Consider the following 20,779-nt stretch of genomic DNA (forward strand, 5'->3'; position numbering starts at 1 on the left):
CTTACGCCAGACGCGGGTTAACTTTATCTGCATCGATGTTGAATTTGGCGATTGCGTCAGCAACCACTTTCTTATCGATTTCGCCACGTTTAGCCAGTTCGCCCAGCGCCGCTACAACCACGTAGGAAGCATCAACTTCGAAGTGGTGACGCAGGTTCTCACGGCTGTCGGAACGACCGAAGCCATCAGTACCCAGTACGCGGTAGTCGTCAGCCGGTACGTAAGTACGGACCTGCTCAGCGAACAGTTTCATATAGTCGGTAGATGCCACTGCCGGAGCGTCGTTCATCACCTGAGCGATATACGGAACGCGCGGAGTTTCCAGCGGGTGCAGCATGTTCCAGCGTTCACAATCCTGACCATCACGCGCCAGTTCGGTGAAGGAGGTCACGCTATAAACGTCAGAACCTACGCCGTACTCTTTCGCCAGGATCTGTGCTGCTTCACGGACGTGACGCAGGATAGAACCGGAGCCCAGCAGCTGAACTTTACCTTTGCTACCTTCAATGGTTTCGAGTTTGTAGATACCTTTACGGATACCTTCCTCAGCACCTTCCGGCATTGCCGGCATGTGGTAGTTTTCGTTCAGCGTGGTGATGTAGTAGTAAACGTTCTCTTGTTTTTCACCGTACATACGCTCCAGACCGTCATGCATGATGACAGCAACTTCGTAAGCGTAAGCCGGGTCGTAAGAGATACAGTTCGGGATAGTCAGCGACTGAATGTGGCTGTGACCATCTTCGTGCTGCAGACCTTCGCCGTTCAGAGTGGTACGACCGGAAGTACCGCCGATCAGGAAGCCACGCGCTTGCTGGTCGCCAGCCGCCCAGCACAGATCGCCGATACGCTGGAAGCCGAACATCGAGTAATAGATGTAGAACGGAATCATCGGCAGATTGTTGGTGCTGTAAGAGGTCGCCGCTGCCAGCCAGGAACAACCTGCGCCCAGCTCGTTGATCCCTTCCTGCAGAATCTGACCTTTCTCGTCTTCTTTATAGTAAGCAACCTGCTCGCGGTCCTGCGGGGTGTACTGCTGACCGTTCGGGCTGTAAATACCAATCTGACGGAACAGACCTTCCATACCGAAAGTACGCGCTTCGTCGGCGATGATCGGCACAAGCCTGTCTTTGATCGACTTGTTCTTCAGCATCACGTTCAGGGCGCGAACGAAAGCGATAGTGGTAGAGATCTCTTTGCTCTGCTCTTCCAGCAGCGCACCGAAGTCTTGCAGGCTCGGCAGCTCCAGCTTCTCGGTGAAGTTCGGCTGGCGGCTTGGCAGATAACCGTGCAGTTTCTGACGCTGAGCGTGCAGATAGGTATGCTCTTCAGAACCTTCCGGGAAGGTGATGTACGGCAGTTTTTCGATATCCGCATCAGACACCGGCACATTAAAACGGTCGCGGATGTGACGCACGCCGTCCATGTTCATTTTCTTAACCTGGTGCGCGATGTTTTTACCTTCAGCCGCATCGCCCATGCCGTAACCTTTAATGGTATGAGCAAGGATTACTGTCGCTTTGCCTTTGGTTTCCTGCGCTTTCTTGAATGCAGCGTAGATTTTCTTCGGATCGTGACCACCACGGTTCAGTGCCCAGATCTGCTCGTCAGTCCAGTCTGCAACCAGTGCTGCGGTTTCAGGATATTTACCGAAGAAGTGTTCACGAACGTACGCACCATCTTTCGATTTGAAGGTCTGGTAGTCACCGTCAACGGTTTCGTTCATCAGCTGGATCAGTTTACCGCTGGTATCTTTACGCAGCAGTTCATCCCAACGGCTACCCCACATCACTTTGATCACGTTCCAGCCAGCACCTTCGAAGATGCCTTCCAGTTCGTTGATGATCTTGCCGTTACCGGTGACCGGGCCGTCAAGACGCTGCAGGTTACAGTTGATAACGAAGACCAGGTTATCCAGTTTTTCACGGGTAGCGATGGTGATCGCACCTTTGGATTCCGGTTCGTCCATTTCACCGTCGCCGAGGAACGCGTAAACGGTCTGTTTAGAGGTATCTTTCAGGCCACGGTGTTCCAGATATTTCAGGAATTTAGCCTGGTAAATAGCACCAATCGGACCCAGACCCATAGATACGGTCGGGAACTGCCAGAATTCCGGCATCAGTTTCGGGTGCGGATAGGAAGAGAGGCCATTGCCGTGAACTTCCTGACGGAAGTTATCCAGCTGCTCTTGAGTCAGACGACCTTCCAGGAAAGCACGTGCGTAAACGCCCGGGGAGATGTGGCCCTGGAAGTAAACCAGGTCGCCGCCATCCTGCTCGTTGCGTGCACGGAAGAAGTGGTTAAAGCACACATCATAAATGGTTGCGGAAGACTGGAAGGACGCCATGTGGCCGCCCAGTTCGAGGTCTTTTTTCGACGCACGCAGAACCGTCATGATGGCGTTCCAGCGGATAGCTGAACGAATACGGCGTTCCAGTTCCAGATTACCCGGATACTCCGGTTGTTCTTCAACGGGGATGGTGTTGATGTAGTTGCTGATATCGGTGCCTGCGGCTACGTTGACTCCGCCTTTGCGGGCTTCAGCAAGCAGTTGGTCGATCAGATACTGAGCACGCTCAACACCTTCTTCACGGATGACCGATTCGATCGCCTGGAGCCAGTCGCGAGTTTCGATCGGATCCACGTCATTTGGGAAACGTTCTGACATGGGTTATTCCTTATCTATCTAATAACGTTGAGTTTTCTGGAACCTGTCCCATTGAACTCTCGCCGGAAAGCCCAATAAGACAGGTTCTACGTTTAGTTGCCGCGCTTTTATATGCGCTTGATTTACAACATCTTCTGGATAATTTTTACCAGAAAAATCACTAATTCTTTCGTTGCTCCAGACGGCGCAGAGAACGCTCACGGCGACTCTCTTCACGGCTTCTGTCGAGCAAAATTTCTTCGATAAAGGCCAGATGGCGATGCGATGCTTCGCGCGCTTCTTCCGGCTTACCGGCCATAATCGCTTCGAATATGCGGGTGCGGTGACTACTCACCAGCGGCAGCATCTCGCGACGCGAATAGAGCAATTCGAAGTTCTGACGGACATTCTGGGCCAACATCGGCTCCATACACCTTAGCAGATGAAGCAAAACCACATTGTGGGCCGCTTCGGTGACGGCAATCTGATACTGGAGTACGGCGTTTGATTCCGCGTCCAGATCGCCAGACTGCTGCGCCAGTTCTATGGCGTGGTGGAGTTCACGGATGCGTTCCTTGTCTTCATCGGTACTACGCAGCGCGGCGTAATAAGCGGCGATACCTTCCAGGGCGTGTCGTGTTTCGAGCAAGTCATACTGTGATTCAGGATGGTCGGAGAGCAGCTCCACCAGCGGATCGCTGAAGCTTTGCCAGAGGCTGCTCTGAACAAACGTGCCGCCACCCTGGCGACGAAGCAACAAGCCCTTCGCTTCGAGACGTTGAATCGCCTCACGCAATGAGGGACGGGATACATCGAACTGTTTTGCCAGTTCGCGTTCCGGTGGGAGTTTTTCGCCCGGGCGGAGAGTGCCTTCGAGGATCAAAAACTCCAGTTGCTGCTCAATCACATCGGAGAGTTTTGGTTGGCGGATTTTGCTGTAGGCCATGAGTTCCTGTCTTAAGCCACTTGCCGAAGTCAATTGGTCTTACCAATTTCATGTCTGTGACGCTAAAGTAACAAAGTATTCACCTTATGTCCATACAGGTTTTGATTGAAATCATGAAACTGTGCACATTTTAACAACTTGACATATATAACGTTTCAAAATTGTAACTATGCACAAATGTAGACTTTACGTAGTAAAGTGATTTTTTAACGATTATTAAACTATAAAAATCCGAATTGAACCGATTCACTTACCAATTTTTCGATTTTTAATTCAATTAAAATGAATTTATATTCATTTTATATATTGAGCGGATTTGAGGCTGATCTTTACAAACGGTTCCTTTTTAAGCAACTCATCTTCAACCATGCATAAAGCGGGTGCATTCGCTGCCGCATACCATTATTCTTGATCTGACGGAAGTCTTTTTGTAACAATTCAAACGTCCTTAATGTAAACAAATTAATACAACAAACGGAATTGCAAACTTACACACGCATCATTGCGTAGATCAAAAAAACAATCACCGCACGAGGTTTCATGATGGAAGGTCAACAGCACGGCGAGCAGCTAAAGCGCGGCCTTAAAAACCGCCATATTCAGCTTATCGCGCTGGGTGGCGCAATAGGAACCGGGCTATTCCTGGGAAGCGCCTCCGTAATACAGTCCGCAGGGCCAGGGATTATCCTGGGTTATGCCATTGCAGGTTTTATCGCCTTTCTGATCATGCGTCAGCTAGGTGAAATGGTGGTCGAAGAACCTGTCGCAGGCTCCTTCAGCCACTTTGCTTATAAATACTGGGGCAGCTTTGCCGGATTCGCTTCTGGCTGGAACTATTGGGTACTGTACGTTTTAGTTGCCATGGCAGAACTTACAGCTGTCGGCAAATACATCCAGTTCTGGTATCCGGAAATCCCCACCTGGGCTTCTGCCGCCGTATTCTTTGTGGTGATTAACGCCATCAACCTGACCAACGTTAAAGTGTTTGGTGAGATGGAGTTCTGGTTTGCCATTATCAAAGTTATCGCGGTGGTGGCGATGATCATCTTCGGCGGCTGGCTGCTGTTCAGCGGCAACGGCGGCCCGCAGGCGACCGTTAGCAACCTGTGGGCTCAGGGTGGCTTCCTGCCGCACGGCTTCACCGGGCTGGTGATGATGATGGCGATTATCATGTTCTCGTTCGGTGGTCTGGAACTGGTGGGGATCACCGCTGCAGAAGCTGATAACCCGGAGCAAAGCATCCCGAAAGCAACTAATCAGGTTATCTACCGCATCCTGATTTTCTACATTGGTTCGCTAGCCGTTCTGCTCTCACTGATGCCATGGACACGCGTTACCGCTGACACCAGCCCGTTTGTGCTGATCTTCCACGAGTTAGGCGATACCTTTGTGGCAAATGCGCTGAACATCGTGGTACTGACGGCTGCGCTCTCCGTGTACAACAGCTGCGTATATTGCAACAGCCGTATGCTGTTCGGTCTGGCACAACAGGGTAACGCACCGAAAATGCTCGCTTCCGTCGATAAACGCGGCGTACCAGTAAATACCATTCTGGTATCTGCGCTGGTTACGGCATTGTGCGTACTGATTAACTACCTTGCCCCAGAGTCCGCTTTCGGACTGTTAATGGCGCTGGTGGTTTCTGCACTGGTTATTAACTGGGCGATGATTAGCCTGGCACATATGAAGTTCCGTCGCGCTAAGCAGGAACAAGGTGTGGTAACTCGTTTCCCTGCCCTGCTCTATCCGCTGGGTAACTGGATCTGCCTGCTGTTTATGGCGGCGGTACTGGTGATAATGCTGATGACGCCGGGGATGGCGATTTCGGTTTACCTGATCCCGGTATGGCTGGTTGTGTTAGGTATCGGTTATCTGTTCAAAGAGAAAACCGCAAAAGCCGTAAAAGCACATTAATCTCTCTACGCCCTCACCCGTTCTGGGTGAGGGCAGCAATATTTACACCAATGTCCCGTAAATCGTCAGTAGCGCAATCACCACCACAACCACGAACGAGGTTTTCTTCGCCATTGAAACCGCTGCTTTCGGTGTCTCAACCTTATCGACATGCGGTTCACGCGCCAGAGAGAACTGTGCCAGACGCGTTAACACCTGGTATTGCGATGTATGGAAATCGGTCAGTGAAGCAAACCAGGCTGGTAACGCTTTCTCACCGTGACCAATCAAGGCATAAACTACGCCCGCAAGGCGAACTGGCACCCAATCCACTACATGAAGCACGGCATCAACCCCCGACTGTAAGCGATGATGCGGCGTCTGGTAGCGCGCCAGCCAGTATTGCCATGCACGCAAGAATGCATAGCCCATCAGGGTAACGGGTCCCCAGATACCGCCTACAATTAGCCAGAACAGTGGCGCAAGGTAAAAACGAAAGTTAATCCACAACAGGGCATTTTGCAGTTCACGCAAAAACTCACGCTCATCGCAGCCTGCGGGGACGCCATGAATCATGGTTAACTCGCGAGCCATCGTGGAACGGGCATGGCTGTCGTTACGAGAAGCTGCGGTCAGATAAGCATGATAATGGAGACGAACTTTTCCTGCGCCAATACACAACAAACCAATCAACAGCCACACCACCAGCGTCGGGACGTTGAACAATAACCCATGCAACGCGCGCAACAGTAAAAAGGTCGCCCCCATCGCGATAATGGTCATCCCTAATGTGCGCCCCAGCGAAAAATGTTTCACCCGACGGAAAAACGCCTCGAGGCGGTGATCAAGCTGCCAGTGCTCGCCCAACTTAAACAGGCGCTCGAAAATTAACACCAGTAAGGTTGTAAACAGCGTCATGTTGTCTCCTTGCTGACCAGGGCGCGAAACCGTGCCCAATCAAAGGCAGGGCCGGGATCGGTTTTACGCTCCGGCGCAATATCACAATGGCCCGTCATATTATTGGCAATGGCTGGATAGCGATGAATCAATGCCCGAGTGACCGCCGCCAGTTGCTGATACTGCGCATCGGTATACGCCAGCGTATCAGTGCCTTCCAGCTCAATCCCAATAGAGAAATCATTACAGCGTTCGCGCCCCTGATACACGGAAACACCCGCATGCCAGGCGCGTTTATCGAAAGGAACATACTGGACAATTTCACCATCACGGCGAATCAAACAGTGAGCGGAGACGCGTAAATGGGCAATCTCTGCAAAGAAGGGATGAGCCTGCGGATCAATAGTTCCGGTGAATAATGCATCAATCCACGGACCGCCAAACTCGCCTGGCGGCAGGCTAATATTGTGCACCACCAGCAAGGTGGGAGTTTCGTCATCCGGGCGACAATCGTAATGTGGTGAGGGAACGCGGCGCGCGCCGACCAGCCACCCCTGTTCTAACAACATGCAGGATCTCCTTATATGTGGTGCTAATACCCGGTTCAGAGTAGCATGTTTCTACCTTATGATTCGTTAGCTATCTGGAGTTTTAACATGCCGCCTCGCCGCTATAACCCTGACACCCGACGTGACGAGCTGCTGGAACGCATTAATCTCGATATCCCCGGCGCGGTGGCCCAGGCGCTGCGAGAAGATTTAGGCGGAACAGTCGATGCCAACAACGACATTACGGCAAAACTTTTACCGGAAAATTCACGCTCTCATGCCACGGTGATCACCCGCGAAGAGGGCGTATTTTGTGGTAAACGCTGGGTTGAAGAAGTGTTTATTCAACTGGCAGGCGACGATGTCACCATTACCTGGCATGTGGATGACGGTGATGTCATTAACGCCAATCAACTCCTTTTCGAACTCGAAGGCCCATCTCGCGTGCTGTTAACCGGCGAACGTACTGCGCTTAATTTTGTACAAACTCTTTCTGGCGTAGCCAGTAAGGTTCGCCACTATGTTGAGTTACTGGAAGGCACCGATACGCAGTTGCTGGATACGCGAAAAACCTTACCCGGCCTGCGTTCTGCCCTGAAATACGCGGTACTTTGCGGCGGCGGGGCTAACCATCGTCTGGGGCTTTCTGACGCCTTCCTGATCAAAGAAAACCATATTATTGCCTCCGGCTCAGTGCGCCAGGCGGTCGAAAAAGCGTCCTGGCTGCACCCGGATGCGCCAGTAGAAGTTGAAGTCGAGAATCTGGAAGAACTTGATGAAGCACTGAAAGCAGGTGCCGATATCATCATGCTGGATAACTTCGACACAGAACAGATGCGCAAAGCCGTTAAACGCACCAACGGCAAGGCGCTGCTGGAAGTGTCTGGCAACGTCACCGACAAAACGCTACGCGAGTTTGCTGAAACGGGCGTGGACTTTATCTCCGTCGGTGCGCTAACTAAACACGTACAGGCACTCGATCTTTCAATGCGTTTTCGCTAATTGCTGACAGATTTATCCGCTCCATCGCGGGCGGATAACCTCCCCTTCCCCAACTTTCTTCGTAACGCCTCGCAAATTTTCTGTCTTTCGCTGCAACGTAATAAAAAACCTCGGAAGCCGCCTTCCCGTTTCGTTTTTTGCCCCTCGCCTGTGCTGATGGCGTTTGCCAAAGTAGCGCCAACCAAATCAAGGAGCGAAACAGATGGACAAGCAACGCGGTTTTACACTTATCGAACTGATGGTGGTTATTGGCATCATTGCCATTTTAAGCGCCATTGGTATTCCCGCTTATCAAAACTACCTGCGCAAAGCCGCACTTACCGACATGCTACAAACCTTTGTGCCTTACCGTACCGCCGTAGAATTGTGCGCGCTGGAACATGGCGGACTGGACACCTGCGACGGCGGCAGCAATGGCATCCCCTCGCCTACCACCACCCGCTATGTTTCAGCCATGAGCGTGGCAAAGGGCGTGGTGTCACTGACCGGGCAAGAGAGTCTCAATGGGCTAAGCATCGTTATGACACCCGGTTGGGATAACGCTAACGGTGTCACCGGCTGGACGCGCAACTGCAATATTCAAAGTGACAGCGCATTGCAGCAAGCCTGCGAAGATGTCTTCCGCTTTGATGACGCCAACTAAGGAGCGACGATGAATATTTCACAGCTCACCGCCCTGTGTTTGCGTTACCAGGGGGTCGTACTGGATGCCAGCGAAGAAGTGGTTCATGTTGCGGTGGTCGATGCCCCCTCACATGAGTTGCTGGACGCATTGCATTTCGCTACCACCAAACGTATTGAGATCACCTGCTGGACGCGCCAACAGATGGAAGGTCACGCCAGTCGCAAACAACAGACATTGCCCGTAGCCATTCAGGAGAAACATCAGCCTAAAGCAGAATTGCTGGCTCATACGTTGCAATCTGCACTGGAACAACGCGCATCAGATATTCATATCGAACCAGCGGACAATAGCTATCACATCCGCTTGCGTATCGACGGCGTGCTGCATCCTGTACCTGATGTTTCACTGGATGCCGGAGTCGCTTTAACCGCCAGGTTAAAAGTGCTGGGAAGCCTGGATATTGCGGAACATCGCCTGCCGCAGGACGGGCAATTCACTGTCGAACTGGCAGGGAACGCCGTCTCATTTCGTATTGCTACCTTGCCATGTCGCGGCGGTGAAAAGGTGGTATTACGGTTGTTACAGCAGGTGGACCAGGCGCTGGATGTCAACACGCTGGGAATGCAACCATCACAACTGACGGACTTTACCCACGCCTTGCAGCAACCACAGGGACTGGTGCTGGTAACTGGCCCTACCGGCAGCGGCAAAACAGTCACGCTGTATAGCGCACTGCAAACGCTGAATAACGCCGATATTAATATTTGCAGCGTGGAAGATCCGGTTGAGATCCCCATCGCCGGGCTAAACCAGACACAAATCCATCCGCGTGCCGGACTCACCTTTCAGGGCGTTTTGCGGGCGTTATTGCGCCAGGATCCTGACGTCATCATGATCGGAGAGATCCGCGATGGCGAAACGGCAGAAATTGCCATTAAAGCCGCGCAAACGGGTCATCTGGTATTGTCCACGCTACACACCAACTCCACCTGTGAAACGCTGGTGCGTTTACAGCAAATGGGCGTTGCTCGCTGGATGCTCTCGTCGGCCCTCACTCTGGTAATAGCCCAGCGCCTGGTACGTAAACTTTGTCCGCATTGCCGCCAGCAGCAAGGGGAACCGATCCGCCTTCCGGACAATGTATGGTCATCTCCGCTGTCCCGCTGGCAGGCACCGGGTTGTGAACATTGCTACCACGGTTTTTATGGTCGTACCGCCTTGTTTGAAGTCCTGCCCATTACACCAGCCATACGCCAGCTTATTTCCTCTAATACTGAAGTTGAATCGCTGGAAACGCACGCCAGGCGGACAGGTATGCGCACACTTTTTGAAAACGGCTGCCTGGCCGTGGAACAAGGCTTAACCACCTTTGAAGAGTTAATCCGCGTGCTGGGGATGCCACATGGCGAATAAGCAACTCTGGCGATGGCATGGCATAACCGGCGACGGCAATGCGCAAGATGGGATGCAATGGTCAGAGAGCCGTGCTTTGCTGCTTTTGGCTCTACAGCAGCAAAGGGTTACCCCACTAAGCCTGAAGCGAATCGCCATCAATTCTGCGCATTGGCGAGGAGATAAAAGCGCGGAAGTCATTCATCAACTGGCGACGCTACTTAAAGCCGGGTTAACGCTTTCTGAAGGGCTGGCACTGCTGGCTGAACAGCATCCAAGTAAGCAATGGCAGGCATTGTTGCAATCGCTGGCGCACGATCTCGAACAGGGCATTGCCTTTTCCAGTGCCTTATTACCCTGGTCAGAGGTATTTCCGCCGCTCTATCAGGCGATGATCCGCACGGGGGAAGTGACCGGTAAGCTGGATGAATGCTGCTTTGAACTGGCGCGTCAACAAAAAGCCCAGCGCCAGTTGGCCGACAAAGTGAAATCAGCGTTGCGTTATCCCATCATCATTTTAGCGATGGCAATCATGGTGGTTGTGGCAATGCTGCATTTTGTTCTGCCGGAGTTTGCCGCTATCTATAAAACCTTTAACACCCCACTACCGGCACTAACGCAAGGGATCATGACGCTGGCAGACTTTAGTGGCAAATGGGGCTGGCTGCTGATAGTGCTCGGCTTTCTGCTGGCGATAGCCAACAAACTGCTGATGCGTCGCCCTACCTGGCTTATTGCGCGGCAGAAATGGTTATTACGCATCCCGATAATGGGAGCCCTGATGCGGGGACAAAAACTCACGCAGATCTTTACGATTCTGGCGCTGACACAAAGTGCAGGGATTACTTTTTTGCAGGGAGTGGTGAGCGTCAGGGAGACGATGCGCTGCCCGTACTGGGCGCAACTTCTGACACAAATTCAGCATGATATCAGTAACGGTCACCCCATCTGGCTGGCGCTAAAAAATGCGGGGGAGTTTAGCCCGCTCTGTTTGCAGTTAGTGAGGACAGGAGAGACATCCGGGTCGCTGGATCTCATGCTGGAGAATCTTGCCCATCATCATCGGGATAACACGCTGGCGCTGGCAGATAACCTTGCCGCCTTACTGGAACCGGCGTTGCTGGTCATTACTGGAGGAATTATCGGTACGTTGGTGGTGGCAATGTATCTGCCAATTTTCCATCTGGGCGATGCGATGAGTGGAGTGGGATAATGCTGGCGTGTTGCTCCACGCCAGCATTGGGAGATTACAGATTATTGAAGATGCGGTTTTCTTGTTCCAGTACGCGGATAAACGTGGTGCGTTTGGTCAGCTCTTTCAGGCGTGAAGCCCCAACGTAAGTGCAGGCTGAACGCAGACCGCCTAAAATATCACGCGCGGTATTTTCAACCGGGCCGCGCAGAGGAAGCTTAACGGTCTTACCTTCTGCAGCGCGATATTCCGCAACGCCGCCAACGTGACGTTTCATCGCAGACTCGGAGCTCATACCGTAGAACAGCATAAATTTCTCACCGTTCTCTTCAACAATACGGCCGCCGCTCTCTTCGTGACCAGCCAGCATTCCGCCAAGCATTACGAAATCGGCACCGCCACCAAAAGCTTTAGCCACATCGCCCGGTGTGGTACAGCCGCCATCGCTGACGATCATCCCGCCCAGACCGTGCGCGGCATCGGCGCATTCGATCACCGCAGAAAGCTGCGGATAACCGACGCCCGTTTTCACGCGAGTTGTACAAACAGAGCCAGGACCAATGCCAACTTTAACGATATCGGCACCGGAGAGGATAAGCTCCTCACACATTTCGCCAGTTACCACATTGCCTGCACAAATAGTTTTGGTCGGCCACGCTTCACGCGCCTTCGCCACAAACTGCACGAAGTGCTCAGAATATCCATTCGCAACATCAATACAAACGAAGTTTAATGCCGGATTCAGATCGAGAATTTGTTTAGTTTTTTCGAAATCGGCATCCGACGTGCCGGTAGAAACCATCACATGTTTCAGCACATCAGCAGAAGAATTGTTGATAAACGCTTGCCACTCTTCAACAGAGTAATGTTTATGTACAGCGGTCAAAATATCGAAAGAAGCCAGTGCCGTAGCCATACTAAAAGTGCCTACGGTGTCCATATTTGCGGCGATAATCGGCACGCCGGACCAGCTTTGACCTGAATGTTTGAAGGTGAATTGACGTTCCAGTTCAACATCGGAACGGCTTTTAAGGGTAGAGCGTTTAGGGCGGATGAGGACGTCTTTAAAACCTAACTTCAGATCTTCTTCGATACGCATGTGCAGATTCCTGGGGTTAATGGCTGTAAGGATAAGAGCGCAACTCCAGTGACGCTATCATACGCACTAATCGATATGGCGCAAGACTGCGAAATTGTCTTTTTTTACGCTACAATCCCATAAATTTACCTGGTAAATAGTGGGCGAACGTTTCATCAATTTCGCTTTCGCGCGCTCTTTATTAACATTTTGATAATCATGATGAATTCCCAGGAATATATATTATGAGGTATACAGTTGCCTTAACAGGCGGCATTGGCAGTGGCAAGAGTACCGTTGCAAATGCATTTGCTGACCTCGGAATTAATGTCATTGATGCCGATATTATTGCGCGTCAGGTGGTTGAACCGGGTACACCTGCACTGCGTGCCATTGCTGAACACTTTGGCGCGGATATGATTGCTGCTGATGGAACATTGCAACGTCGCGCCTTGCGCGAGCGGATCTTTGCCTATCCGGAAGAGAAAAACTGGCTTAATGCCCTGCTGCATCCTCTGATTCAGCAGGAGACGCAACGCCAGATCCAGCAAGCAACTTCACCTTATGTGTTATGGGTTGTGCCATTGCTGGTAGAAAACTCACTGTATAAAAAAGCGAATCGAGTGCTGGTGGTGGATGTCAGCCCAGAAACGCAGCTTAAGCGCACCATGCAGCGCGATGATGTTACTCGCGAGCATGTCGAACAAATTCTTGCTGCCCAGGCTACGCGCGAAGCCCGTCTTGCGGTGGCAGATGACGTCATTGATAATAACGGCACACCGGATGCTATTGCATCAGATGTTGCCCGCCTGCACGCACACTATTTGCAGCTCGCGTCGCAGTTTGTCTCACAGGAAAAAACTTAATGCAGACCCAGGTCCTTTTTGAACATCCACTAAATGAAAAAATGCGTACATGGCTGCGCATTGAGTTTTTAATTCAACAACTCACCGTAAATTTGCCTATTGCTGACTACGCTGGTGCTCTGCATTTCTTCCGTAATGTTAGTGAATTGCTGGATGTGTTCGAGCGTGGAGAAGTTCGTACCGAACTACTGAAAGAGCTGGAACGTCAACAGCGTAAACTCCAGACCTGGATTGGTGTGCCTGGCGTGGACCAGACCCGTATTGAAGCATTAATTCAGCAGTTGAAGGCCGCAGGTAGCGTACTGATTTCCGCGCCGCGTATCGGGCAATTTCTGCGTGAAGACAGGATGATTGCCCTGGTGCGCCAGCGTCTGAGCATTCCCGGCGGTTGTTGCAGCTTTGATTTACCTACGTTGCATATCTGGTTGCATTTACCCCAGTCGCAGCGCGACAGTCAGGTCGAAACCTGGATTGCCAGCCTGAGCCCGCTGACACAGGCACTTACAATGGTGTTGGATTTGATTCGTCGGTCGGCACCGTTCCGCAAACTGACCAGTCTGAACGGTTTTTATCAGGATAACGGCGAAGACGCCGATTTGTTACGCCTGAATCTGGCACTCGATTCACAGCTTTACCCGCAAATATCCGGTCATAAGAGCCGTTTTGCCATTCGCTTTATGCCGCTGGACAGTGAAAATGGACAAGTACCGGAACGTCTGGATTTCGAACTGGCTTGTTGCTAAGGAGTAAAAATGTCAGAAACTATTACGGTGAATTGCCCCACCTGCGGGAAAACGGTGGTGTGGGGTGAAGTCAGCCCATTTCGGCCATTTTGTTCCAAACGCTGCCAGTTGATCGACCTCGGAGAATGGGCTGCTGAAGAAAAACGAATCCCCAGCAGTGGCGATCTTTCTGAGAGCGATGACTGGAGCGAAGAGCCAAAGCAGTGACATTTGTCCGATGCCGCACGTAGGCCTGATAAGACGTGCCAGCGTCGCATCAGGCATCTTGTGCAAATGTCGGATGCGGCGCAAACGCCTTATCCGACCTACAAAACCTGATTTATCAACGAGTTAACAAACCTCGTAGGCCTGATAAGACGCGCCAGCGCCGCATCAGGCATCGTGTGTAAATGTCGGATGCGGCTTAAACGCCTTATCCGACCTACAAAATCTAATTTATCAACGAGTTAATAAACTTCGTAGGCCTGATAAGACGCGTCAGCGTCGCATCAGGCATCGTGTGTAAATGTCGGATGCGGCGCAAACGCCTTATCCGACCTACAAAATCTGATTTATCAACGAGTTAATAAACCATGTAGGCCTGATAAGACGCGCCAGCGTCGCATCAGGCATCTTGTGCAAATGTCGGATGCGGCGCAAACGCCTTATCCGACCTACAAAACCTGATTTATCAACGAGTTAATAAACATCGTAGGCCTGATAAGACGCGCCAGCGTCGCATCAGGCATCGTGTGTAAATGTCGGATGCGGCGTAAACGCCTTATCCGGCCTCCAGACACTTAAGCTTCGCAATTACCGGTTCATTGGCTGGCGGAAAATCTTCTGCATTGAGGCTGGCTAGCGCCATCCACTCACCGGGCTGTCCCTCTTTCCCCCACGGTTCCCCTTCCCAGCTTTCGACCAACCAGAACCACAGTGTGATATGCCTGTCAGAGAACTGATATTCCAGCTTTTCAAACAGCGAAAAACGTTGCGGGGTAACCCCGACTTCTTCCTGAAGCTCCCGTACCATCGCTTGTTCTGCCGTTTCTCCCGTTTCTATTTTACCGCCCGGAAACTCCAGCTTATTTGCCATGTGCGCATCTGCGGCGCGACGGGTTATAAAGATTTCGTTGTTTTCGTTGCGAATAATACCTACCGCGATTTGCAGTTTTTTCATTGTCTTAAGCCTATAAAAAAGGCGCAGAATCCTGCGCCTTTTATTTCAACACTTAGCTTTTATTGCAGGCGACCATGGCACTGCTTGTATTTTTTACCAGAACCGCATGGGCAAGGATCGTTACGTCCAACTTTACGATCGCCGGTTTGCGCTGCCAGCGCAGCCGCAGCTGCAGAGTCGTCATCCTGATGGCTAAGCTGCTGCATTTGCGCTAAACGCTCAGCTTCCATACGACGCTGCTGCTCCAGCTCTTCAACTTCTTCCGGCATGCGTACTTGTACTTTGCTTAACGTGCTGATGACTTCATATTTCAACGATTCCAGCATCGCCGCAAACATGGAGAACGATTCACGTTTGTATTCCTGCTTCGGATCTTTCTGTGCATAGCCACGCAGGTGGATACCCTGACGCAGATAGTCCATCGCCGCCAGGTGCTCTTTCCACAGGGAGTCCAGCGTTTGCAGCATCACCCCTTTCTCGAAGTGACGCATCATCTCAGCGCCAACCACTTCTTCTTTACGGTGATACACTTCGATGGACTGCTCCAGGATACGCTCACGCAGCGTCTCTTCATGCAGTTCTGGCTCTTTGTCCAGCCACTCGGCAATCGGCAAATCAAGGTCGAAGTCGTTTTTCAGACGTTCTTGCAAACCTGGAATGTCCCACATTTCTTCCAGTGACTGTGGCGGAATGTAGGCATCGATGGTTGCTTTGAACACATCTTCACGAATGCTGTTGATGGTTTCGCTCACATCGCTGACATCCAGCAGTTCGTTACGCTGGGAGTATATGGCACGACGCTGATCGTTAGCTACGTCATCGTATTCCAGCAGCTGTTTACGAATGTCGAAGTTACGGCTTTCAACTTTACGCTGAGCATTGGCAATTGCTTTAGTTACCCACGGATGCTCAATGGCTTCACCGGGTTTCATACCCAGTTTACGCATCATGCCGGATACTCGGTCGGAAGCAAAAATACGCATCAGCGCATCTTCCATCGACAGGTAGAAACGGGAAGAACCGGCATCACCCTGACGACCAGAACGGCCACGCAGCTGGTTATCGATACGACGAGATTCGTGACGCTCGGTACCGATGATATGCAGGCCACCTGCTTCCAGTACCGCGTCGTGACGCACCTGCCAGTCGGCTTTAATTTTTTCAATTTGCTCTGCGGTCGGGTTTTCCAGCGCGGCAACCTCTGCCTGCCAGCTACCACCAAGCACGATGTCAGTACCACGACCCGCCATGTTGGTCGCGATGGTCACCGCAGCCGGATAGCCCGCCTGAGCAACGATTGCCGCTTCGTTGGCGTGGAATTTAGCGTTCAGAACGTTGTGTTTGATACCGGCTTTGGTCAGCTCGTTTGATACCAGTTCCGATTTCTCGATTGAAATAGTACCCACCAGCACTGGCTGGCCTTTCGCAGTACGTTCTTTGATATCTTCAATGATCGCCTGAATTTTTTCCGCTTCGGTCATGTAGACCAGATCCGGCAGATCTTTACGAATCATCGGGCGGTTGGTCGGAACGACTACAGTATCCAGCTTGTAGATGGAACTGAATTCGAAGGCTTCGGTATCAGCCGTACCGGTCATCCCCGCCAGTTTTTCATACAGACGGAAGTAGTTCTGGAAGGTGATCGAAGCCAGTGTCTGGTTTTCGTTCTGAATCTGTACACCCTCTTTTGCTTCCACAGCCTGGTGCAGACCATCAGACCAGCGACGGCCCTGCATGGTACGACCGGTATGTTCGTCAACGATGATAACTTCACCATCTTTAACGATGTAATCGACGTCGCGGGTAAACAGCGCGTGAGCACGCAGCGCCGCCGTTACGTGGTGCATCAGCATAATATTGGCCGGAGAGTACAGCGACTCACCTTCATCCATAATGCCTTCTTTCACCAGCAGCTCTTCAATAAGCACCAGACCACGTTCGGTCAGGTTCACCTGGCGAGATTTTTCATCCACCGAGAAGTGGCCTTCGCCCTGGAAGGTTTCGGAGTCTTCTTTTTCCTGACGGATCAGGTACGGAATGATTTTGTTTACACGCTTATACATTTCCGAACTGTCTTCCGCCGGGCCGGAAATGATCAGCGGTGTACGCGCTTCATCGATCAGGATGGAGTCCACTTCGTCCACCAGCGCATAGTGCAGTTTACGCTGTACACGTTCTTCAGGGCTGAACGCCATGTTGTCGCGCAGGTAGTCAAAGCCGTATTCGTTGTTAGTACCGTAAGTAATGTCAGCCGCGTAAGCTTCACGCTTTGCCGGTGCTGGCATGCCCGGCAGGTTGATGCCGACGGTCAAGCCGAGGAATTCAAACAGCGGACGGTTGTTTTCGGCGTCACGTTGCGCCAGGTAATCGTTGACGGTAACAACGTGCACGCCTTTACCGGTTAATGCGTTCAGGTAAGCAGGCAGCGTTGCGGTCAGGGTTTTACCTTCACCTGTACGCATTTCCGCGATGCAACGTTCATTAAGAACCATACCGCCGAGCAGCTGTACGTCGAAGTGGCGCATGCCAAAAACACGCTTACTGGCTTCACGCACGACAGCGAAGGCTTCCGGAATCAAGTTTTCCAGCACTTCGCCTTTTTCCAGACGCGCGCGGAACTCTGCCGTTTTTCCTTTCAGTTCTTCGTCGGAGAGTTTTTCAATCTCCGGTTCCATGGCATTGATAATGTTGACGACTTTGCGCATCCGGCGCAGGGTACGATCGTTACGACTACCGAAAACTTTAGTTAATAATTTGATTAGCATAATAAAATCTCAAACACCCCGCATTGCGGAGTAAATAAAATGAAGTAAAGGTTTCTCGTTGTTAGCTGAGGCGTTGAGGGCCAGCACGGATGCCCTGCGCCTGGCTTATCCAGACGGGCGTGCTGAAGTTTGCTTGAGGGGTAAAATGCGCATAATCAATGCGATAACCATTTTCAGACCGCGTGCCTTCCTGGGTCAGCAGCGCGCTGAGCGTATCCAGTAAAGCAAGATGTTGCGCCTGAAGCGGTAAAGATTCCTCGGCAACGGGCAGCGTTTGCGGCGCCATTGCAAAGGAGAGATGGCGGATTACCGTGCGAATAGCATGTTGATGCCAGTAATCAACGGAATAGTTCGAGTTCGGGCGGCGCGTGTTTGCTTCCAGCAAGGCCAACTGACTAAAGTTAACTTTGGCGGAAGGCTCGTGATTGCGCGTTGTCGCTTTTGCGGGCGCGTTTGGCTCGGCGGCGTTGCTGAGCGCAGGCAAACCTAAACTCGCCGCGACCATCCCTAATAAGAGATGCGGCCAGAAGTAGCGTCTACCTAACTGTCGCCAGCGCGTCAGTATTCCACTCACGTTATTGCCATCCCGATCGTATTCAACGTTTTTAGCGCACAAATCTTATCATTAAAGCCAGAAGTCCACAGCAGTATTCAAGATAAGTAACACGTAAAAGTGCTTAAGAAAACAGCGTTCGCACCGATTTCTTACGACGCTGTAAAAACTCAAAAAAAAACGACTGGGTCACCTGGCCGGAGAGAGTGCCAGATTTGCCAGTCGAATTTTATACGACAGTATAGATGTCGTTATGCCAGTACGGCTGAAGGCGCTTTGAAGGCCAACGGCAGTTCTGCGTCGTCCTGGAAGGTCACATATTCCCAGGCTTCCTGTTTCGCCAGTACAGCCTGCAACAGTTTGTTATTCAGTGCATGACCGGATTTATAAGCGGTAAATGCACCGATAATGTTGTGACCACACATGAACAAATCACCGATCGCGTCGAGCATTTTGTGACGCACAAACTCGTCTTCAAAACGCAGGCCGTCTTCGTTCAGTACGCGATAATCGTCAACAACGATGGCACAATCGAAGCTGCCGCCCAGGCACAGGCCACGGGACTGCAGATATTCGATATCACGCATGAAACCAAACGTACGCGCACGGCTGATCTGGCGCATAAACGCATCAGCAGAGAAGTTCATCGCATAGCGTTGATTGCTGGAATCGATTGCCGGATGGTTGAAATCGATGGTGAAGTCCAGCGAAAAACCATTGTACGGCTTAAATTCAGCCCACTTATCGCCATCTTCGACGCGAACAGTCTCTTTGATGCGAACAAATTTCTTGGCGCAGTTCAGCTCGTCGATACCAGCATCAAGCAGCAGGTAAACAAACGGAGCGGCACTGCCGTCCATGATTGGGATTTCCGGCGCGTTAACTTCGATAACAATGTTATCGATGCCTAAGCCCGCGAGCGCTGCGTTCAGGTGCTCAACAGTTGAAATCCGTACATCATGCTCGTTGACCAGACACGTACAGAGCATGGTATCACGCACAGATTTGGCATCGGCCGGGAAATCTACCGGTGGATTCAAGTCGGTGCGACGATAGATGACCCCGGTGTTGGCCGGCGCAGGGCGTAAGGTCAGGGTGACTTTCTTGCCGGTATGTAAACCGACACCCGTCGCCTGAACGATACGTTTAAGTGTCCTTTGTTTGATCATCGTATTATCTCGCCAAATTATCTATCCAACCGAAGTGTACTATACATTCGGCAGGCCAGTTTAGCACAAAGAGCCTCGCAACCCAAATTCCAGCTAATTCTTAGTCAGCTTGCTTACGCAGGAATGCCGGGATATCCAGATAATCCGGCTCTTTCACGGTTTGTGGCGTATTGTCGTTCACCACTTTGGCCACGGGCTTCTGCTCTTGCGTCAGCGGCGCCATACCATGCTGCTGGTAGCGATCCATCACTGGCTGTTGAACTTGCTTATTGGTCACGAGAGTGATTTCAGGACGTTTGTCCATGCCAATGCCCGTCGCAACCACGGTTACACGCAGTTCATCGTTCATATCCGGGTCAAGAGAAGTACCGATAACCACGGTCGCGTTGTCCGAAGCAAATGCACGGATGGTGTTACCTACGGTTTCGAATTCATCCAGACGCAGGTCGAAGCCCGCAGTGATGTTAACCAGCACGCCGCGCGCGCCAGACAGGTCGATATCTTCCAGCAGCGGAGAAGAAATTGCCATTTCGGCCGCTTCTTCCGCACGGTCTTCACCGCTCGCCACGCCAGAACCCATCATTGCATAGCCCATTTCAGACATCACAGTACGTACGTCTGCAAAGTCCACATTCATCAGACCCGGACGAGTAATCAGCTCGGCGATACCCTGAACAGCGCCTTTCAGCACATCGTTAGCTGCGCCAAACGCGTCCAGCAGGGAGATACCGCGGCCCAGAACTTTCAGCAGTTTGTCGTTCGGGATTGTGATCAGGGAGTCCACATGTTTGGATAATTCAGTGATCCCCTGCTCCGCAAATGCCATACGCTTCTTGCCTTCAAAGTTGAAAGGCTTGGTCACGACAGCAACGGTCAGAATACCTAAATCTTTAGCCACTTCAGCAACAACCGGCGCTGCACCTGTACCGGTACCACCGCCCATGCCCGCTGCAATAAAGACCATGTCTGCACCTTCCAGCGCCGCACGCAGTGCATCACGATCCTCATCAGCCGCATTACGGCCAACTTCTGGATTAGCGCCAGCTCCCAGTCCTTTGGTGATACCACTACCGATCTGAATCGTCTGCCCAACCGCTGTTTTACGCAGCGCCTGTGCATCGGTATTTACCGCGAAAAATTCAACACCTTCAATGCGCTCACGCACCATGTGTTCAACAGCATTACCGCCGCCGCCGCCGACGCCGATGACTTTAATCACCGCGTCGTTGGTAAGTTCCATTGGTTCAAACATAGTTTCTCTCCGATATGTGCCTGTCGCCTGAGGCCGTAATCACCGCCGGCCTCAT

At 51.7% G+C, this 20,779-nt stretch carries 18 protein-coding genes; 8 read left to right on the plus strand and 10 right to left on the minus strand.

What is annotated here, in order from left to right:
* Position 1: 1 nt before the first annotated feature.
* Positions 2-2,665 (minus strand): pyruvate dehydrogenase (acetyl-transferring), homodimeric type, encoded by a 2,664-nt coding sequence (aceE, locus tag AACS80_RS02945; protein WP_135409472.1) that lies wholly within the window; start codon positions 2,663-2,665, stop codon positions 2-4.
* 160 nt (positions 2,666-2,825) lie between these two features.
* The gene (pdhR, locus tag AACS80_RS02950) at positions 2,826-3,590 is read right to left on the minus strand and encodes a pyruvate dehydrogenase complex transcriptional repressor PdhR (protein WP_000331776.1); all 765 of its coding nucleotides are present in this window, start codon (positions 3,588-3,590) and stop codon (positions 2,826-2,828) included.
* Between the two features lie 540 nt (positions 3,591-4,130).
* Here pdhR and aroP point away from each other — a divergent pair.
* Positions 4,131-5,504 (plus strand): aromatic amino acid transporter AroP, encoded by a 1,374-nt coding sequence (aroP, locus tag AACS80_RS02955; protein ID WP_165383261.1) that lies wholly within the window; start codon positions 4,131-4,133, stop codon positions 5,502-5,504.
* Between the two features lie 42 nt (positions 5,505-5,546).
* Here aroP and ampE read toward each other — a convergent pair whose 3' ends face one another.
* The gene (gene ampE / locus AACS80_RS02960) at positions 5,547-6,401 is read right to left on the minus strand and encodes a beta-lactamase regulator AmpE (protein WP_135409471.1); all 855 of its coding nucleotides are present in this window, start codon (positions 6,399-6,401) and stop codon (positions 5,547-5,549) included.
* Positions 6,398-6,949 (minus strand): 1,6-anhydro-N-acetylmuramyl-L-alanine amidase AmpD, encoded by a 552-nt coding sequence (gene ampD / locus AACS80_RS02965; protein WP_130204944.1) that lies wholly within the window; start codon positions 6,947-6,949, stop codon positions 6,398-6,400. The genes ampE and ampD overlap by 4 nt, the downstream gene beginning before the upstream one ends.
* An 87-nt stretch (positions 6,950-7,036) precedes the next feature.
* Here ampD and nadC point away from each other — a divergent pair, with 87 nt between their 5' ends.
* The 4 genes from nadC (at position 7,037) to hofC (ending at position 11,160) form a co-directional block, all read left to right on the plus strand.
* A complete protein-coding gene (gene nadC / locus AACS80_RS02970; RefSeq protein ID WP_130204942.1) occupies positions 7,037-7,930 on the plus strand; it encodes a carboxylating nicotinate-nucleotide diphosphorylase in 894 nt (297 codons plus the stop codon).
* A 202-nt stretch (positions 7,931-8,132) separates the two neighbouring features.
* Positions 8,133-8,573, plus strand: coding sequence for a prepilin peptidase-dependent pilin (gene ppdD / locus AACS80_RS02975; protein ID WP_130204940.1), 441 nt, complete (start codon positions 8,133-8,135; stop codon positions 8,571-8,573).
* A gap of 9 nt (positions 8,574-8,582) precedes the next feature.
* Complete coding sequence (gspE, locus tag AACS80_RS02980) at positions 8,583-9,968, plus strand: type II secretion system protein GspE (RefSeq protein WP_135409470.1); 1,386 nt, start codon at positions 8,583-8,585, stop codon at positions 9,966-9,968.
* Positions 9,958-11,160 (plus strand): protein transport protein HofC, encoded by a 1,203-nt coding sequence (gene hofC / locus AACS80_RS02985; RefSeq protein WP_135409469.1) that lies wholly within the window; start codon positions 9,958-9,960, stop codon positions 11,158-11,160. The genes gspE and hofC overlap by 11 nt, the downstream gene beginning before the upstream one ends.
* 34 nt (positions 11,161-11,194) lie before the next feature.
* Here the strand turns inward: hofC and guaC are convergent, their stop codons facing one another.
* Positions 11,195-12,238, minus strand: coding sequence for a GMP reductase (gene guaC, locus AACS80_RS02990; protein ID WP_130204936.1), 1,044 nt, complete (start codon positions 12,236-12,238; stop codon positions 11,195-11,197).
* Between the two features lie 224 nt (positions 12,239-12,462).
* Between guaC and coaE the strand changes: the two genes are divergently transcribed.
* The 3 genes from coaE to yacG are packed head-to-tail and all read left to right on the plus strand — an operon-like array spanning position 12,463 to position 14,033.
* Entirely contained in the window at positions 12,463-13,083 is a 621-nt protein-coding gene (gene coaE, locus AACS80_RS02995) for a dephospho-CoA kinase (protein WP_130221628.1), read from the plus strand.
* A complete protein-coding gene (gene zapD / locus AACS80_RS03000; RefSeq protein WP_135409468.1) occupies positions 13,083-13,826 on the plus strand; it encodes a cell division protein ZapD in 744 nt (247 codons plus the stop codon). Before coaE ends, zapD begins: the two co-directional genes overlap by 1 nt.
* A 9-nt stretch (positions 13,827-13,835) precedes the next feature.
* Complete coding sequence (yacG, locus tag AACS80_RS03005; protein ID WP_000005046.1) at positions 13,836-14,033, plus strand: DNA gyrase inhibitor YacG; 198 nt, start codon at positions 13,836-13,838, stop codon at positions 14,031-14,033.
* Positions 14,034-14,586: 553 nt separating this feature from the next.
* Here the strand turns inward: yacG and mutT are convergent.
* The 5 genes from mutT to ftsZ form a co-directional block, all read right to left on the minus strand.
* Positions 14,587-14,985 carry an 8-oxo-dGTP diphosphatase MutT gene (gene mutT, locus AACS80_RS03010; RefSeq protein WP_138183651.1) on the minus strand — a complete coding sequence of 133 codons (399 nt, stop codon included), beginning with the start codon at positions 14,983-14,985 and terminating at the stop codon, positions 14,587-14,589.
* Between the two features lie 59 nt (positions 14,986-15,044).
* Complete coding sequence (gene secA / locus AACS80_RS03015) at positions 15,045-17,750, minus strand: preprotein translocase subunit SecA (protein ID WP_130204928.1); 2,706 nt, start codon at positions 17,748-17,750, stop codon at positions 15,045-15,047.
* Between the two features lie 61 nt (positions 17,751-17,811).
* On the minus strand, positions 17,812-18,324 hold the full coding sequence (secM, locus tag AACS80_RS03020) for a secA translation cis-regulator SecM (protein WP_130204926.1): 513 nt from the start codon (positions 18,322-18,324) through the stop codon (positions 17,812-17,814).
* Positions 18,325-18,554: 230 nt separating this feature from the next.
* The gene (gene lpxC / locus AACS80_RS03025) at positions 18,555-19,472 is read right to left on the minus strand and encodes a UDP-3-O-acyl-N-acetylglucosamine deacetylase (protein ID WP_000595482.1); all 918 of its coding nucleotides are present in this window, start codon (positions 19,470-19,472) and stop codon (positions 18,555-18,557) included.
* Between the two features lie 100 nt (positions 19,473-19,572).
* Positions 19,573-20,724, minus strand: a complete 1,152-nt coding sequence (gene ftsZ / locus AACS80_RS03030; RefSeq protein ID WP_064525175.1) for a cell division protein FtsZ — start codon at positions 20,722-20,724, stop codon at positions 19,573-19,575.
* Positions 20,725-20,779: the final 55 nt, after the last annotated feature.

Origin of the sequence: Escherichia sp. E4385 (genome assembly GCF_963883145.1) — a bacterium.
GTDB lineage: Bacteria > Pseudomonadota > Gammaproteobacteria > Enterobacterales > Enterobacteriaceae > Escherichia.